Annotated in this window: 18 protein-coding genes; 6 read left to right on the top strand and 12 right to left on the bottom strand. The window is 63.0% G+C overall.

From position 1 onward, the window contains the following. Positions 1-123 precede the first annotated feature (123 nt). Both greA and DSM14862_RS03165 read left to right on the top strand, forming a co-directional pair. The gene (greA, locus tag DSM14862_RS03170; RefSeq protein ID WP_007118967.1) at positions 124-594 is read left to right on the top strand and encodes a transcription elongation factor GreA; all 471 of its coding nucleotides are present in this window, start codon (positions 124-126) and stop codon (positions 592-594) included. Between the two features lie 14 nt (positions 595-608). Beyond that, a complete protein-coding gene (locus DSM14862_RS03165; protein WP_007118966.1) occupies positions 609-1,676 on the top strand; it encodes a hypothetical protein in 1,068 nt (355 codons plus the stop codon). A gap of 9 nt (positions 1,677-1,685) precedes the next feature. On the opposite strand, the gene DSM14862_RS03160 is transcribed toward DSM14862_RS03165, so the two are convergent. From DSM14862_RS03160 to DSM14862_RS03150, 3 genes are read right to left on the bottom strand one after another with little or no spacing between them, the layout of a single operon-like run. Then, the gene (locus DSM14862_RS03160; RefSeq protein WP_007118965.1) at positions 1,686-3,449 is read right to left on the bottom strand and encodes a bifunctional molybdopterin-guanine dinucleotide biosynthesis adaptor protein MobB/molybdopterin molybdotransferase MoeA; all 1,764 of its coding nucleotides are present in this window, start codon (positions 3,447-3,449) and stop codon (positions 1,686-1,688) included. Beyond that, complete coding sequence (gene mobA, locus DSM14862_RS03155; protein ID WP_007118964.1) at positions 3,446-4,048, bottom strand: molybdenum cofactor guanylyltransferase MobA; 603 nt, start codon at positions 4,046-4,048, stop codon at positions 3,446-3,448. Before mobA ends, DSM14862_RS03160 begins: the two co-directional genes overlap by 4 nt. Positions 4,049-4,052: 4 nt before the next feature. Continuing rightward, a complete protein-coding gene (locus DSM14862_RS03150; protein WP_040700505.1) occupies positions 4,053-4,943 on the bottom strand; it encodes a formate dehydrogenase accessory sulfurtransferase FdhD in 891 nt (296 codons plus the stop codon). Between the two features lie 49 nt (positions 4,944-4,992). Here DSM14862_RS03150 and DSM14862_RS03145 point away from each other — a divergent pair, with 49 nt between their 5' ends. Both DSM14862_RS03145 and DSM14862_RS03140 read left to right on the top strand, forming a co-directional pair. Beyond that, entirely contained in the window at positions 4,993-5,718 is a 726-nt protein-coding gene (locus DSM14862_RS03145) for an AzlC family ABC transporter permease (RefSeq protein ID WP_007118962.1), read from the top strand. Continuing rightward, complete coding sequence (locus DSM14862_RS03140) at positions 5,715-6,041, top strand: AzlD domain-containing protein (protein WP_007118961.1); 327 nt, start codon at positions 5,715-5,717, stop codon at positions 6,039-6,041. The genes DSM14862_RS03145 and DSM14862_RS03140 overlap by 4 nt, the downstream gene beginning before the upstream one ends. Positions 6,042-6,050: 9 nt before the next feature. Here the strand turns inward: DSM14862_RS03140 and DSM14862_RS03135 are convergent, their stop codons facing one another. The 5 genes from DSM14862_RS03135 to DSM14862_RS03115 all read right to left on the bottom strand — a co-directional run bounded on the left by DSM14862_RS03135 (position 6,051) and on the right by DSM14862_RS03115 (position 10,249). Further along, positions 6,051-6,659 (bottom strand): hypothetical protein, encoded by a 609-nt coding sequence (locus tag DSM14862_RS03135; RefSeq protein ID WP_007118960.1) that lies wholly within the window; start codon positions 6,657-6,659, stop codon positions 6,051-6,053. A 33-nt stretch (positions 6,660-6,692) separates the two neighbouring features. Beyond that, positions 6,693-6,827, bottom strand: a complete 135-nt coding sequence (locus DSM14862_RS03130) for an aa3-type cytochrome c oxidase subunit IV (RefSeq protein WP_007118959.1) — start codon at positions 6,825-6,827, stop codon at positions 6,693-6,695. A 156-nt stretch (positions 6,828-6,983) separates the two neighbouring features. Further along, the gene (locus tag DSM14862_RS03125) at positions 6,984-7,442 is read right to left on the bottom strand and encodes a DUF6173 family protein (RefSeq protein ID WP_007118958.1); all 459 of its coding nucleotides are present in this window, start codon (positions 7,440-7,442) and stop codon (positions 6,984-6,986) included. A 3-nt stretch (positions 7,443-7,445) separates the two neighbouring features. Then, positions 7,446-8,522, bottom strand: a complete 1,077-nt coding sequence (locus tag DSM14862_RS03120) for an MBL fold metallo-hydrolase (protein ID WP_007118957.1) — start codon at positions 8,520-8,522, stop codon at positions 7,446-7,448. Then, complete coding sequence (locus tag DSM14862_RS03115; RefSeq protein ID WP_007118956.1) at positions 8,522-10,249, bottom strand: acyl-CoA dehydrogenase; 1,728 nt, start codon at positions 10,247-10,249, stop codon at positions 8,522-8,524. Before DSM14862_RS03115 ends, DSM14862_RS03120 begins: the two co-directional genes overlap by 1 nt. Positions 10,250-10,407: 158 nt before the next feature. Between DSM14862_RS03115 and DSM14862_RS03110 the strand changes: the two genes are divergently transcribed. Continuing rightward, the gene (locus DSM14862_RS03110) at positions 10,408-11,340 is read left to right on the top strand and encodes an L-threonylcarbamoyladenylate synthase (RefSeq protein WP_007118955.1); all 933 of its coding nucleotides are present in this window, start codon (positions 10,408-10,410) and stop codon (positions 11,338-11,340) included. Here DSM14862_RS03110 and DSM14862_RS03105 read toward each other — a convergent pair. Continuing rightward, positions 11,337-11,891 (bottom strand): YqgE/AlgH family protein, encoded by a 555-nt coding sequence (locus DSM14862_RS03105; RefSeq protein ID WP_007118954.1) that lies wholly within the window; start codon positions 11,889-11,891, stop codon positions 11,337-11,339. The two genes, DSM14862_RS03110 and DSM14862_RS03105, sit on opposite strands and share 4 nt — an antisense overlap. Before the next feature lie 164 nt (positions 11,892-12,055). On the opposite strand from DSM14862_RS03105, the gene DSM14862_RS03100 reads away from it, so the two are divergent. Continuing rightward, a complete protein-coding gene (locus tag DSM14862_RS03100) occupies positions 12,056-12,868 on the top strand; it encodes a protein-disulfide reductase DsbD domain-containing protein (protein WP_007118953.1) in 813 nt (270 codons plus the stop codon). 9 nt (positions 12,869-12,877) lie between these two features. Here the strand turns inward: DSM14862_RS03100 and moaB are convergent, their stop codons facing one another. The 3 genes from moaB to DSM14862_RS03085 are packed head-to-tail and all read right to left on the bottom strand — an operon-like array spanning position 12,878 to position 14,788. After that, entirely contained in the window at positions 12,878-13,420 is a 543-nt protein-coding gene (gene moaB / locus DSM14862_RS03095) for a molybdenum cofactor biosynthesis protein B (protein ID WP_007118952.1), read from the bottom strand. Further along, positions 13,417-14,031, bottom strand: a complete 615-nt coding sequence (locus tag DSM14862_RS03090) for a LysE family translocator (protein WP_007118951.1) — start codon at positions 14,029-14,031, stop codon at positions 13,417-13,419. Before DSM14862_RS03090 ends, moaB begins: the two co-directional genes overlap by 4 nt. Next, positions 14,024-14,788 carry a uracil-DNA glycosylase gene (locus DSM14862_RS03085; RefSeq protein ID WP_007118950.1) on the bottom strand — a complete coding sequence of 255 codons (765 nt, stop codon included), beginning with the start codon at positions 14,786-14,788 and terminating at the stop codon, positions 14,024-14,026. Before DSM14862_RS03085 ends, DSM14862_RS03090 begins: the two co-directional genes overlap by 8 nt. Positions 14,789-14,834: the final 46 nt, after the last annotated feature.

Genomic DNA, 14,834 nt, shown 5'->3' with positions numbered 1-14,834 from the left:
TCAGGGGCGTTAGGCCCTTGCAATTGGGGGGCAGTTTGGGTCAGGTAACTGCCAAGTTAACACGCAATTGGCCGCCCCCCGGCGAAAACCCGGGTGCGGCCCTCATTATGTAGGCACACCGCCATGGAAAAGATCCCGATGACCCGCGACGGTCACACCGCGCTCGAAGTCGAACTTAAGCACCTGAAATCGGTTGAACGGCCCGCCATCATCAAGGCTATCGCCGAAGCGCGCGAACATGGTGACCTGTCGGAAAATGCCGAGTATCATTCCGCCAAGGAAAAGCAGTCGTTCATCGAAGGCCGCATCAAAGAACTTGAGGGCGTGATCTCGCTCGCGGATGTGATTGACCCCAAGAAACTATCGGGCTCGATCAAGTTCGGCGCTACGGTGACGCTGGTCGATGAAGACACCGAAGAAGAGAAGACCTATCAGATCGTTGGCGAATATGAGGCCAACATCGAAAAGGGTCTTTTGAACATCAAGTCGCCCATTGCCCGTGCGCTGATTGGCAAAGACGAAGGTGATTCCGTTGAGGTGCGCACCCCCGGGGGGCAGAAGTCCTATGAGGTTCTCAAGATCGTCTACGCTTGAACGGGAAGGCTGACATGGCAGACCCCGACACTTCCGCATCCGGTCATCATCCCCCCCGCGCCCCGCGCAGCGGGGAAGGTGCCGCACGGCCCGCACCGATCGGTCTCTATGACCGATCCAAAGGCAGCAGCATCACCGAGATTGAAATCATCGCGGGTGCGCTCTCAGCGCTTTGGCTGCTTGGCACGGCGGGCTATTTCACCTTCATCGCCGCCGAGGTGCCGGAAGGTGCCAATGACGGTGGGCTGCGCGGGCTGTTGATCCTTCTGGTGGTGATTATGCCGGTCGCAATGATCTGGGTCGGGGCCACCGCCGCCCGCGCCGGACGAGTCATGCGTGAGGAAAGCCAACGTCTTCAAGCCGCGATCGACGCGATCCGACATTCCTATCTCTCGCAACAGCAGGGCAACAAACCTGCGGGCGAAAACAGCATTGCGCGCAAGCTGGATGAACTCGCCGCCAGTGCGCGCAAGACCGAGATCGCGCTGGCCGGGCTTCAGGGTCGCGACGGGCCTTCGCGCCCGGTCACCCCTGCCGCCGCGCCGACGCCACCCGCCGCCGAAGACCAACCCACGCTGGCGCTTGGCACGCAAGCGAGTGACAGTGCGCAGCCACTCTCTGCCGAGGATTTCACCCGTGCGCTGAATTTCCCCGAAACGGCGGAAGATCAGGCCGGGTTCAACGCGCTGCGCCGCGCGCTAAAAGACCGCTCCGCCGCGCAGCTGGTGCAGGCCGCGCAGGATGTGCTGACCCTGCTGAGCCAAGACGGCATTTACATGGACGACCTGCGCCCCGACCGAGCCCGCCCCGAGGTTTGGCGTCAGTTCGCAAACGGTGCGCGGGGCCGCACGATCGCGCCTTTGGGCGGCATCCGGGATCGATCATCCTTGGCGCTCGCCAATGCGCGGATGCGACAAGACCCGATCTTCCGCGATGCGGCGCATCACTTCCTGCGGCGGTTTGACCGAACCTTTGCGGAGTTCGAAAAGCAGGCAACGGATGAGGAAATCTCGTCACTCGCCGACACCCGCACCGCCCGTGCCTTCATGTTGCTGGGCCGATGTGCGGGGACGTTCGATTGAGGCGCGGCCTTAGCTGGTAAAACTGCCGTAAGGGATAAACCGCACGGTGTCGCCCGGCTTGATATCGCGGGCGGCTTCGTCCAATTCGACCAGCCCTTCGGCCCAGCTTAGCCCGCTGATGCGGCCCGATCCTTCTGAGGCAAAAACCTCCGCCCGGCCATCGCGCATCCGCGCGCGCAGGTATTCACGCCGCCCGGCCTTTTTGCGTTTGTCGAACGCCGCGGGCACATCAAAACCCTGAGGTTCCTGCCAGCCGCGCCCGGCGAGCAAAGCCATCGCAGGGCGTGCAAAGATCAGCGAACAAACCATTGCCGCCACCGGGTTGCCCGGCAGGCCAAAGACCGGCACCCCCTGCCACAATCCGAGCGCTAAAGGCCGCCCCGGCTTCACCGCAATTCGCCACAGCTGCATCGCCCCCGCCTCGGCCAGCAGGGCCGAAACGTGATCTTCGTCCCCCGCCGACGCGCCGCCACTGGTGAGGATCACATCCACCTGCTCTGCCGCCGCGTCGAGCCTTGCGCGCAGCGCCGCGCGGTCATCGGCCACACGGCCTAGATCAACCGCCTCATGGCCGAAGTCCGCCGCGAGTTGCAGCAACATGGGGCGATTGGCGTCGTAAATCTGCCCATCGCGGGCCGTCTCGCCCATCTCGACCAACTCGTCGCCGGTGGAGATCACCCCCACCTTCAACCGCTTGCGCAGGCTCACCTCCGCCACGCCCGCCGCCGCCAACAGCGCCAGCTCCGCCGGGCCAACGCGCGTACCTGCCGCGAGGATCATATCGCCCGCCTGCACGTCTTCCCCGGCTTTGCGGGTATTTGCGCCCTGCCTCACCGGCCCGTTGAACCGCAGCATGCCGCCCTCGGCAGTGACATCCTCTTGCAAGATTACGGTGTCGACCCCTTTGGGCAGTGCAGCCCCGGTCAGCACGCGGATCGCCTGCCCCGTGGGCACGGCCCCCGGACGATCTCCTGCCGCCGCACGCCCCGACATAAGCGGCATTTCATGCAGCCCCTCGCCGCGCGCCCCGGCAAAGCCATAGCCATCGACTGCCGTATTGGGCAACGGCGGGTTGGCGCGGATGGCGGTGACGTCTTGCGCCAAGATGCGCCCACCGGCATTGGCAGCGGGAAGGATTTCCGCCCCCGTCACCGGGTGGAGGCGATTTTTCAACAGGTCCAGCGCGTCGTTCACCGGGGTCCAATGCACGCCGGGTGGGAGGGCAAAACAATCGTTGCGCAGCGGTGGCGGCGAGGCGGTGTCGGGCTTCGAAGGGGCCGCGATCAGACCCACTTCGCGCAGGATGAAATCGGCAATCGCCTTGGTGTCATTCAGATCGAACACAGGCCGATCCAGCTGCAGCGCCACATCACTCGCGACGGCGCGCACAGTCGGGTCATCCGGCGCGATCAGAGCGTTTCCGGTTTCCGCCCGATGCGCTTCGACTTTGGGGTGGCTGTCGCGTTTGTAGCCTTCGATCAGCACCAGATCGACGGGCGAGAGCCGCGCAAGCTGAGCCTCCAGAGGTGGCTCCTCTGCGCCGCGCAACTCGTGCATCAGAGCAAAACGCGCGCCCGAGGCCAGCAACACTTCACGTGCGCCAGCAACGCGGTGACGGTGGCTGTCTTTGCCGGGGTGGTCAACGTCGAAGGTGTGATGGGCATGTTTGACTGTGGAGACGGTGAAACCACGGCCCGTGATTTCGGCCACGAGCCGTTCCATCAATCCCGTCTTGCCCGCGTTCTTCCAGCCGACGACACCGTAAACTCTCATGCCATCGCCTCTGCTTTCGCCAAATCCTCGGGCGTGTTCACGTTGAAGAACGCCGCCTCCTCCGGGAACATCGCCTCGCGCCCGTCATGCGCCTGCGTCCAAAGCACCACCTTGCGCAGCCCGCCCTGCAGAGCCGCGCGCAGATCATCGCGCAGGGCCACTGGCCAGAGGCCGAAGGTCGGATGCCGGGCGCTGCCGCGTTTGGCGTCTGAGGTTGCCGCCAAAGCGAGCGGGTGGGTCATGCCATCGGCGGCGAGCAAGAGACGCGGCACCAAATCGCAGGGAAAGAAAGGCGTGTCGGCAGCAGCGGTGACGATCGTCTCCGCCCCCTGCTCCGCCGCCCAATCCAACCCGGCGAGCACGCCCGCGAGCGGTCCGGCGAAACCCTCAATACTGTCAGCCAGCACCGGCAGACCCAGATCAGAAAAACGCGCCGCATCGCCATTGGCATTAAGCGCGAGCCCAGCGACCTGCGGCTCAAGCCGGTCAATCACCGACGACAGCAAAGTGCCCTGCCCCAGCGGCAGCAGCCCCTTGTCGCCACCGCCCATACGGGTCGCCTGCCCGCCCGCCAGAATGACGCCAAGTGGTTGTTTCATATTATTATTCCTTCGCGCCCTTGCGGCCACTTTTACGCGGCTCGTCGGCCACGCTGGCGGGGTCTGCGTCGCGGATCAACCGGCTTTCTCCTGCCAAACAGGTGAACCGCTGCCCGCGCATCCGTCCGATGAGTGTGAGATTGACCTGCTGCGCAATCTCCACCCCCCAAGCGGTGAAGCCCGAGCGTGACGCCAGCACCGGAATGCCCATCATCGCCGTCTTGATCACCATTTCAGACGTCAGCCGCCCAGTGGTATAGAGCACCTTATCCTCGGCCCCCACGCCTTCAGAGAGCATCCAACCGGCGATTTTGTCGACCGCATTGTGGCGGCCTACGTCTTCCATATAAACGAGTGGCCGGTCGCCTTGGCAGAGCACCGTGCCATGGATCGCTCCAGCCTCAAGATAAAGGCTCGGCGTGCGGTTGATCTTGGCCGCCAGCGCATAGAGGTCCGAGGTGCGCACCGGCGTATCAGGAAGGCGCACATCCGCCAGCCCCTCCATCATATCACCAAAGACAGTGCCCACAGCACAACCGCTGGTGCGGGTCTTGCGCTGCATCTTGTCTTCGTAGTCGGTCGCGCGTTTGGTGCGGACAACGACGGTCTCAAGCTCTTCGTCATAGTCGACGCCGGTGATCTCTTCGTCCGGGCGCAGCATCCCCTGATTGCGCAGAAAACCGAGCGCCAGATAGGCTGGATAGTCGCCAATCGTCATCGCGGTCACGATCTCTTGCCGGTTAAGGAATATCGTCAGCGGGCGCTCTTCGACCACATTGATCGCCACCTCCGCCCCGGTGTGATCCACGCCAGAGACATTGCGGGTCAGTCGAACAGCACTCGGATCGGGGGCGATCAGGTAATTGCTAAGTTCATTGTCTCGGGCCAATTGTATCCCCTTCCGGTTAGGTCTAAGCCTTTGACATTATATTTAAGAGTTCGTCATGGCCATCACCACCACCAAATCCGCCTATCGCAAAGGTATCGTTGATGCATTGCCTTTCGTGTTGGTAATCATCCCCTTTGCCTCACTCTTTGGCCTCTTGGCCACCGAAGCCGGGCTGAACGTCTTTGAGACGCTGACCTTCTCCATCGTGGTGATTGCGGGGGCCGCGCAGTTCACGGCCCTGCAACTGCTGCAAGAAGATGTGCCGACGGCGATTGTGCTGGCCTCAGCGCTGGCGGTGAACCTGCGCATGGCGATGTATTCGGCCTCTCTCACCCCTTGGATCGGCAGCGCGCCAGTCTGGCAGCGGGCGCTGGCGGCTTATATGACGGTGGATCAATCCTATGTCGCGTCCATGACCCAATACGAGCGTGATCCGCAGATGACGGTGCCGCAGCGGATGGCCTATTTCTTTGGGACCGTGACCCCGATCGTACCACTTTGGTATATCTTCACGCTGGTCGGTGCGATGGTCGGCTCAAATGTGCCAGACAGTTGGGCGCTGGATTTTGCAATTCCGATCACCTTCCTTGCCATGATCGCGCCGATGTTCCGCACCGTGGCGCATGTTGCCGCAGCACTGGTTGCGGTGATCGTAAGCTTGATCGCCGTCGATGTGCCCTATGCTCTTGGGCTGATCATTGCAGGGCTTGCTGGCATGATCACCGGCGCGCAGGTTGAGGCGTGGATGGAACGGCGCAAACCCGGGAGCACGGCACGATGATCGATAAAACCGCACTTTGGATCGTGATCATCGGTCTTGGTCTGGGCAGCTTTTTCCTGCGTTTCGTTTTTACCGGGCTGGTGGGCAACAAGCAGATGCCTGCGTGGCTGTTGCGGCACCTGCGCTATACCGCCGTGGCGATCCTGCCCGCGCTGGTGGCGCCGCAGGTGCTTTGGCCTTCGGGGACGGACGGGCAGTTTGATCTGCCGCGCGTGACTGCGGCGGTGGTCACGCTGGGTGTGGGGCTTGTGACCAAGAATGTCCTCGCCGCGATCCTGTCTGGGGCCGTGGCGCTTTATGGCTTGCTCTATCTGGTGGGGTAAGCGCGGGCGCTACTGGCGGGCCAGTTGCGCCGCACGCAGGGCGTCGATCACGTCGCCCTCATCATCTTCGTAATATTTCGTCGTGGTCACGCCCGGCAGGGTCTCAAACCGCTCTTGCAGTTTGACGGGATAGAAGGTCGAGCCGACGTTCTGAAAACCGGGGATTTGGCTAAGAATACCGCTGGTGGCATTGGCGCAAAAGGCGCCGGGCACCGCCCCGTTGGACGTCACCAACTGAAGCGCCCGTTCGGCCACTTCGGGGCTGACAGGGATTTCCTGACTGACCACATGAAAGGTGCTGCGGGCATGGGCAGATTTATAGGCCTGCAACCACCCAGGGGTCACGCCATAGAGCACATCGCCCCGCTCGGCCATCCGCGCGTCCCGGAATGACCCGGCGGGATCAAAGATTACACGTTGAGACCCGTTCACCATCAGCGCGGTATGGCCGCCACTGCCGGTCCGGTTGTTCACCATGGTCATCAATGTGAGGGACGGCGGCTCGGGCGAGCGATAGGCTGCACGCGCGACGACATCGGGCGGGCTATCGGGGCTTTGATCCACCGAACAGCCAGCCAGAACGCCCACCAGTACGATCGTAGTCAAGAGAGATTTCAAAGACTCACCCTCTTGGACAGGAGTACGAAGCAATCAACCGGCAAAGAGTGCCAGCAGAACCAAAATCGCGAGGATGGCAACGACGCTGCGTGTCACAAAGGTCATGAACCCGTCAAAGGTCTTTTCCTGAGCATCGTAATCCATGCTGCCATGTTCATGTTCAGCCATTTTCGTCTCCCTAAAACAACTTGTTGGCGCTGATTAACCTATTCGTTTCACGCTGTCACGAGGGGATAGACATCAGAATACCATACTAGCATTACGCATAACTGCGCGTTATAGGGGAATCCCTCGCGTGTCTGCACCCAGAGGATTCCTTTTCGATCAAGTGTCCTCTAGATCGGCGACCAATCGAAACCCGATCCGTTGCGGCGCGGCATCGGGCACCTTCTTTGGCAAGGCCCGGAGCATCACATTCAACTGCCCCACATGCTGCACCAATTGCGCCCGCGCCCCTGCCGGATCAACGCCATAGAATGTAATGATATCTGGGTCGAAATACCCCATTCCCTCGATCCGAAGCACGCCCGCATCGCCCCCGGCAAAGCCCATCGCCGCCTCGTGATCATTGTCGAGCTTTTCCTCAAAATTCTTGAGGTAAAGTATCACGCGCTCATAGGCCCATTGAGCCGGGGATTTTTGCTTTACCGGTCTGGCAATCATCGATTGCGGCAGCGGCTGGTCGCCTGATTTGGGCTGCTCCGGGTCCGTATGCACGTCATGCATGCGCGGTAATGCCGCGGCTTCATAGGCCTCGGCGGCTGTTTCCACTTCATCACCCATCGCTCACCCCCTGCGCTGATACACCCAAGCGCCGTCGGCTTCGCGCAACGCGCGCGTGGCCTCTCCGGCTTGGTAAAGGTGGCTTAGATGAGCGACGGCTTCAACCAGCGCTAGGCCATATTCCGCCTCGCCAATGTTGCGTTTGAACAGCAATCCAAAACATTCCGAGGCTGATTTCGGCGTGTCGATATGGGTCAACAGGCGGCGCAGCGCAGAGTGATGATTTTCGATCAGCTGTTTCAGGCGCGTCGGCAGACCGGTGAAGGGCAGTTTATGCCCCCCGAGCACCAGATGATCTTCGCGCGCGAGCGGAAGGAAACGCTCGCAGGCTTCCAGCCACTCCCCAATCGGATCGGCCATCGGTTCGGTCGGGTAAACGCCGATGTTAGGGCTGATCGAAGACAGGATTTGATCGCCTGCGATCACCAGATTGTCATCCCGGCTCCAGAAGGTCGCGTGTTCGGGGGCGTGGCCATTGCCGATATGCACCTCCCAATCGCGCCCACCCATGCGGATTACATCGTCTTGGCGGATGCGGGTAAAACCAAGCGGCAGAGGGGCCACCACGTCGGAAAAATTAAAGGGCCGCTCACTGGCGCGTTTTTCGTAAAGCGCCGCCGCCATGCCCGCTTTGCGGTAAAACAACAGGGATTCGGCAAGAGGCACCTCTTGAACATCCAACGTCAGCATGCGCGCGGTGAGCCAGGCGGTACGGGTGGTGACCAGCTCTGCGCCAAACTCCGTCTGCAACCAGCCTGCTAGGCCGATGTGATCGGGGTGATGATGGGTCACGACAACGCGCGAAATCGGCTTGCCGCCGAGCGGTCCGGCCATCAGCCCCCGCCAGATGTCTTTACCCCGGCGCGAAGCAAAGCCCGTGTCGATCACCGTCCAACTGTCGCCCTCGTCCAGCGCGTAGACATTGACGTGATCCAGCTTCATCGGCAGCGGCAGGCGGAACCAGAGCACCCCCGGCGCCACCTCGATCGCCTCGCCCTCGGCGGGCGGCACTTCCCAGGGGGTGCGCAGCCCCTTGGGCGGTTTCGGCGTGGTGGCGGAGAGGGTGGCCTGCTCTGTCATCAGCTTCTCAGGTCTTCGACGTCGAGTGCATAGAGGTCCTCTGCCCCGGTCTGCGCATGGGCCAGCAGGCCCTGATGCTCGGGCAACAGACGCTGGATATAGAAGCGCGCCAGCTTCTCCCGCGCGCCGCTGCCGCCTGCGGCTTTCTCGGCCATCGCGGCTTGCAGATGCAATTGCCCGCCCAGCACACGGGCAAAGGCGCGCAGGTAGGGCACGGCACCGGCAAAGCGCTGGTTCATGTCCTTTTGCGCGGTGATCCATTCGGTCGCCTCGCGCAGGGTTTCGCTGGCCTGCCAGACGGCATCGGCCATGCGCGGGAACGGGTCTCGCGCGGTCTCGGCATCGGCTTCGATCTCGTCCAGCAACCGGTTCGCCGCCTCACCGCCGTCCATCATCTTACGGCCCACAAGGTCCATCGCCTGAATGCCGTTGGTGCCCTCGTAGATCGCCGTGACGCGCACATCGCGGCTGAACTGCGCGGCGCCGGTTTCCTCGATAAAGCCCATGCCGCCATGGACCTGCACGCCCATCTCGGCAACGCTCATGCCCACATCGGTGCCAAAAGCCTTGGTGATCGGCGTCAGAAACGCCGCCCGCGCCGCCCATTCGTCGCCTTGCCCGGCGCGTGCCATATCGCTGGCATAGGCACAGCTGAGCGCGATGGCGCGGGAGGCAAAGATATCGGCCTTCATGCTCAGCAGCATCCGGCGCACATCGGCATGATCCACGATCGTGCCAGTGCCACTTTCAACGGGCGATCGGCCCTGCTTGCGCTCCAGCGCATAGTCGAGCGCCAGTTGATACGCCCCTTCCGCCGCACCGATCCCCTGTTCACCCACGCCAAGCCGGGCGTTGTTCATCATGGTGAACATCGCCGCCATGCCGCCGCCCTCGCGGCCAATCATCCAACCGGTGGCCTTGTCATATTGCATCACCGCGGTGGGCGAGCCGTGCAGGCCCATCTTATGCTCAAGGCTGACAACGCTGACGCCATTGCGCTGGCCCGGCTCCCCATTCTCATCGGGGATGAACTTCGGCACAAGGAACAAACTGATCCCCTTGGTCCCCGCAGGTGCGCCCGGCAAACGCGCGAGGACGAGATGGCAGACATTGCCCGCAAAATCATTGTCGCCCCAAGAGATATAGATTTTCTGGCCCGAGACCGCATAGGTCCCGTCGCCATTGTCCTCTGCCCGGCTGCTGAGCGCGCCGACGTCCGACCCGGCCTGCGGCTCGGTCAGGTTCATCGTACCGGTCCATTCGCCGCTGATCAGCTTGGGCAGGTAGAGGTTTTTAATCGCGTCCGAGGCATGATGCTCCAGCGCTTCAATCTGGCCTTGGCTCATCAAAGGGGCGAGCTGCAAAGACAGGCAAGCACCGCTCATCATCTCGTTCACGGCGCTGGTCAGGGTCATCGGCAGGCCCATGCCGCCGAACTCCGGGTCCGCGGACATGCCGATCCAGCCACCCTCGGCAATCGCGGCATAGCCCTCTGCAAACCCCGGCGAGGTGCGCACGACGCCGTTCTCCAGCTTTGCAGGATGCAGATCGCCACCCCGTTGCAGGGGGGCTAGCACGTCATCGCACAGCCGCCCGGCCTCAGAAAGGATCGCCCCGGTGACGTCTTCGCTGGCTTCAGAGAAACGGTCGGTGCTGCGGAGCGTTGCGAAATCCAGTACGTCCTCAATCAGAAAACGGTAATCATCCACGGCGGCGCGGTACGGCATATCATATCCTCCTGAAAGGCGCGCTTGATCTGGCAAGCCTGACATGGCCCTGATAAAGGCTGGTTTATGTTGCCGCCAGCATGAAATGCCCGGCCGCCCCCCGCAACCCAAACGCGGCGTCACGGGATGCTGCATGATCCGACAGGATTTGCCCTGCCATGACAGAGACGCTAACCCCTACGCCCCAAGGCATCGCCCGCGCGGCCCGTCTGTTGCAAGACGGCGCGCTGGTCGCCCTGCCGACGGAGACGGTCTATGGCCTTGGCGCGGATGCGCGCAACGGTGCGGCTGTCGCGGGGATCTACGCGGCCAAGGGGCGGCCCAGTTTCAACCCGCTGATCGTGCATTTGCCGGATATCGAGACCGCCAAACGCTATGTGCAATGGACCGACGAGGCCGACCGTCTGGCGCAGGCGTTTTGGCCCGGCGCGCTGACCTTGGTCTTGCCGCTGAGGCCCGACAGCGGGCTATCGTCATTGGTTACGGCAGGACTGGCCAGTCTCGCGGTGCGCGTGCCAGCCCATCCTGCGATGCGGCAGGTATTGCAGGCGCTTGACGGACCCGTGGCCGCGCCCTCGGCCAACCCCTCGGGCAAGATCAGCGCCACCACAGCCGCGCATGTGTTGGCGGGCCTCGACGGTAAGATCGCGGCGGTGCTGGATGACGGCGCTTGCAGCGTGGGCTTGGAAAGCACGATCATCGGCCTGACCGGCCCGCGCCCCGCCCTGCTTCGCGCAGGCGGTCTGCCGAGTGAGGCGATTGAAGCGGTACTTGGGCAGACGCTCGAGATTGTCGATGGGGCAGAGATCATCGCACCGGGGCAGTTGGCCTCCCACTACGCCCCCGGCGCGGCGGTGCGGTTAGATGCAGAAACGGCTGGGCCGGGCGAAGTGCTGCTTGGCTTTGGGACGATGATCTGTGACCTCAACCTCTCGCCTGCTGGCGATCTGACCGAGGCTGCGGCGAACCTTTTCGACCACCTGCACCAGCTTGACGCGACCGGTCAGCAGATCGCCGTGGCACCGATCCCCGACCACGGGTTGGGCCGCGCAATCAACGACCGTCTGGCCCGCGCAGCCGCCCCCCGTTAGGCGTGACCGGCTGAGGCCGACAGCCCTAAGGGGTCGATGCCCAGCGTTTTCAGCGCGGCGGACCATTTCTTGGAATCCGGCAGATCGAAAATAACCTCCGGCGACGCCTCACAGGTCAGCCAACCGTTCTGCGCAATCTCACCTTCCAACTGCCCCGGCCCCCAGCCCGCATAGCCCAGCATCAGCTGCGCCCGCGCCGGGCCTTTGCCGATGGCGATATCTTCGAGAATGTCGCGCGTGGCAGTGAGGGCAATGCCATCGCCCACCCGCAGCGTCTCAATGGCAGAGCGGTACTCATCAGAATGCAGCACAAACCCGCGCCCCGTCTCGACCGGCCCGCCGAAATGAACCACCAGCGATTTCGCCTGCGGCGGCGTGTCCTCAACCAGTTGATCCAGCACATCCGACAGGCGCAACTCCGGGGCGGGTTTGTTGACCATCAGCCCCATCGCTCCCTGTTCGGAATGCGCCGAAAGATAGATCACGGAATGGGCGAAACGTGGATCGCCCATGCCCGGCATCGCGACCAGCAGCTTGCCCGTCAGTTCCATTGTCTGACCCGTCAACGCCCACCTCCTGAAGGTAACCTTTCTTTGAACATGGCCGCTTGCGCCCAACAAAACAAGAGAGCTGCCACGCTTCCCGCCGCATCGGCGAAACATGGATGATGCAAATGTGACTTGGCAGGCGCGGATGGATACCGCATCAAGACCGTATGAATATATCGCACCTCTTCTCCGCCCTCCTGTCCTGCCTTGCCCTTGCCCTGCCCGCTGCGGCGCAGGACGGTGTCGGCACGCCGTTGCAGGGCGATCTGCTCACCGGTTGGCAACAGGCTGATGGGCGGCGGGTGGCGGCCATTCGGCTGCGCATGGCGCCGGGTTGGAAAACCTATTGGCGCAGCCCCGGTGACGCAGGCATTCCGCCAGAGTTCGACTGGTCCGGCTCGGAAAACCTGCGCGATGTGCAGATCACATGGCCCACGCCCAAGGTCTTTGACCAAGGGGGCGTGAACTCCATCGGCTATGCGCGCGAAGTGGTCCTGCCGCTGACCATCACCCCGCGCAGCGCCGGTGCCCCGGTGACTTTGGACACCAGCATCGACCTTGGCGTGTGCAGTGACATCTGCCTGCCGCAGACCATCCACCTGCGTGCCGTGCTCGACAATGACGACAGCAAGCCCACCCCGGCCATCGCCGCCGCCTTTGCTGCGCGGCCTTTTTCGGGGGCCGAGGCTGGTCTGAAAAGCGCCCAATGCAGCCTGCGCCCCACGGCGCGGGGGGTGGCGATTGAAACCCAGCTCGCCCTGCCCTCTGCCGGGGGCAAGGAAACCGTGGTGATTGAGCCCGGCAATCCCAACATGTGGATGAGCGCGACGGAAAGCCAGCGCTCGGGCGATACGCTTGTCGCCAGTGGCGAGATGATTGCCGAGAACGGTGCCGCATTGGCGCTGGACCGTTCCGCCATTCGGATCACCGTCATCGGCCAGAACCACAGTGTCGAGATTACGGGCTGCACTTCGGGCTAACCAACGGCGCTACTTTCGGCGCTTGTGCTCGTCCAACCGGGGCATGATCTCAACGAAATTGCAGGGCATGTGGCGGTAGTCCAGCTGCTTGAGCAAGATACCATCCCACGCGTCCTTACACGCCCCCGGACTGCCCGGCAGCGCAAACAAATACGTCCCCTGCGCCACACCGCCCGTCGCACGGCTTTGCACGGCGCTGGTGCCGATCTTCTCCATAGAGATCATGGTGAAGACCGTGCCGAAAGCGTCGATCTCTTTCTCATAGACATCGCGGTGCGCCTCGACCGTTACGTCGCGCCCCGTGAGGCCGGTGCCACCGGTGCTGATCACCACGTCGATCTCAGGGTTCGCACACCAATCGCGCAGTTGCGCCGCAATGGCGGGGCGGTCGTCGGTCACGATCTCACGCGCGATCAGTACATGGCCCGCCGCCTCGATCCGTCCGACCAGCACATCGCCCGAGCGGTCCTCGGCCAAGCTGCGGCTGTCCGAGACGGTTAAAACGGCGATCCTCACGGGGATGAACTCCCGGCTGTCGTCGATCCTGCTCATGTCCGCTCCATCATTGCCAAACGCGCGGCCAGTGCCACGAAAATGCCGCTGCTGATCCAGCCGAGCACACGCCCGCCTCCGGCCAGCCGCCGCCCGATCCCGGCAGCGAAAACACCCACCGCGCCGTTGATGACGAAACCGCCCAAGGCCAGCACCGCGCCAAAGGTCAAGAACTGCGCCAAGACCGGCCCGGCCTCGGGGACCACGAATTGCGGTAGAAAGGCCAGTACGAAAAGGATCACCTTGGGGTTGGTCAGATTGACGATAAACCCGGTGCTAAAAGCACGCCAGCCGCCCATGCCGGGCGTCGTGTCGCGCGGTTTACCGGCTTGGCGCAGCGTTTGAACCGCAAGCCAAAGCAGATAGGCCACGCCAAGCCAGCGGATCAGATCAAGCGCCCAAGGCAGCGCCGCCACCAGCGCACCAAGGCCAAGCCCCGCCAGCGTCACATGCACCAAAGCGCCCGCTGAAATTCCGGCACTCGCCGCCAATGCGGCACGCGGACCTGACCGCAGCCCCTGTCCAAGGCAGAACATCATATCCGCCCCCGGCGTGAGGTTCAGCGCAAGGGCTGCGGGCACAAAGGCCAGAAGGGTCAGCGCATCAACCATTGCGCAGCTTGGCCTGAACGCTCAACAGATCGGCCCAAGCCTCGCGCTTGGCCTCGGGATTGCGCAGAAGGTAGGCGGGATGCACCATCGGCATGCAGGGCAGATCCGCGGCTTTGGTCCAATTGCCCCGCAGCCGCATGATGCTGCGCTTTTCCAGCAGCGATTGGCAGGACCAATTGCCGAACAATATCAACACCTTGGGCTTGGCCAATTCGATATGACGCTGCACAAAGGGACGCATCATCGCGATCTCATCCGGCTTTGGGTCGCGCCCCTGCGGCGTGCGCCATGGCAGGATGTTCGACAGATAGACGTTGCGGTCCCGCCCCATGTCAATCGCGGCCAACATACGGTCGAGCATCTGGCCTGTGCGGCCAACAAATGGTTTGCCCGCGCGGTCTTCGTCGCGGTCGGGAGATTCGCCAAAGATCATCAGCGGGGCGCCGGGCACCCCATCGGAAAAGACCAGATTACGCGCGCCCTTGTGCAGCTCGCAGGCTTCAAACCCTTGGATCGCCGCACGCAGTTCGTCCAACGTCTGCGCGCCCTGCGCGGCGCGGCGGGCCAAGGCCACCGGATCGGGCTTTTCCGCCGCCTGCATGGGCTGCGGCCCTTTGGCAATCTTGGCGCTCGCCTTGGGCGGGCTTGCGGGCACCTCATAGCGGTTGACCGGCGCGTCGCAGATCGCCTCGGTCGCGCCGAGTTCAACCTGCCAAGCCAGCATCTCTGCCGCCTGATGATAATCGAATGATTCCATGGCCGCAGCTTACGCCCTGCGCGCGCGGGGCGAAATGCCCTATCGC

Origin of the sequence: Sulfitobacter indolifex, from assembly GCF_022788655.1 — a bacterium.
GTDB classification, from domain to species: Bacteria; Pseudomonadota; Alphaproteobacteria; order Rhodobacterales; family Rhodobacteraceae; genus Sulfitobacter; species Sulfitobacter indolifex.
The sequence above is the reverse complement of the archived record's forward strand: the minus strand, read 5'-3'. Positions and strand labels throughout refer to the sequence as shown.

Coding starts and splice junctions, on each gene's coding strand:
- DSM14862_RS03100 (WP_007118953.1), top strand. CDS start 12,056: ATGAATATATCGCACCTCTTCTCCGCCCTCCTGTCCTGCCTTGCCCTT.
- DSM14862_RS03115 (WP_007118956.1), bottom strand. CDS start 10,249: ATGCCGTACCGCGCCGCCGTGGATGATTACCGTTTTCTGATTGAGGAC.
- moaB (WP_007118952.1), bottom strand. CDS start 13,420: ATGAGCAGGATCGACGACAGCCGGGAGTTCATCCCCGTGAGGATCGCC.
- DSM14862_RS03140 (WP_007118961.1), top strand. CDS start 5,715: ATGATCGATAAAACCGCACTTTGGATCGTGATCATCGGTCTTGGTCTG.
- DSM14862_RS03160 (WP_007118965.1), bottom strand. CDS start 3,449: ATGAGAGTTTACGGTGTCGTCGGCTGGAAGAACGCGGGCAAGACGGGA.
- mobA (WP_007118964.1), bottom strand. CDS start 4,048: ATGAAACAACCACTTGGCGTCATTCTGGCGGGCGGGCAGGCGACCCGT.
- DSM14862_RS03145 (WP_007118962.1), top strand. CDS start 4,993: ATGGCCATCACCACCACCAAATCCGCCTATCGCAAAGGTATCGTTGAT.
- greA (WP_007118967.1), top strand. CDS start 124: ATGGAAAAGATCCCGATGACCCGCGACGGTCACACCGCGCTCGAAGTC.
- DSM14862_RS03110 (WP_007118955.1), top strand. CDS start 10,408: ATGACAGAGACGCTAACCCCTACGCCCCAAGGCATCGCCCGCGCGGCC.
- DSM14862_RS03120 (WP_007118957.1), bottom strand. CDS start 8,522: ATGACAGAGCAGGCCACCCTCTCCGCCACCACGCCGAAACCGCCCAAG.
- DSM14862_RS03090 (WP_007118951.1), bottom strand. CDS start 14,031: ATGGTTGATGCGCTGACCCTTCTGGCCTTTGTGCCCGCAGCCCTTGCG.
- DSM14862_RS03130 (WP_007118959.1), bottom strand. CDS start 6,827: ATGGCTGAACATGAACATGGCAGCATGGATTACGATGCTCAGGAAAAG.
- DSM14862_RS03085 (WP_007118950.1), bottom strand. CDS start 14,788: ATGGAATCATTCGATTATCATCAGGCGGCAGAGATGCTGGCTTGGCAG.
- DSM14862_RS03125 (WP_007118958.1), bottom strand. CDS start 7,442: ATGGGTGATGAAGTGGAAACAGCCGCCGAGGCCTATGAAGCCGCGGCA.
- DSM14862_RS03165 (WP_007118966.1), top strand. CDS start 609: ATGGCAGACCCCGACACTTCCGCATCCGGTCATCATCCCCCCCGCGCC.
- DSM14862_RS03105 (WP_007118954.1), bottom strand. CDS start 11,891: ATGGAACTGACGGGCAAGCTGCTGGTCGCGATGCCGGGCATGGGCGAT.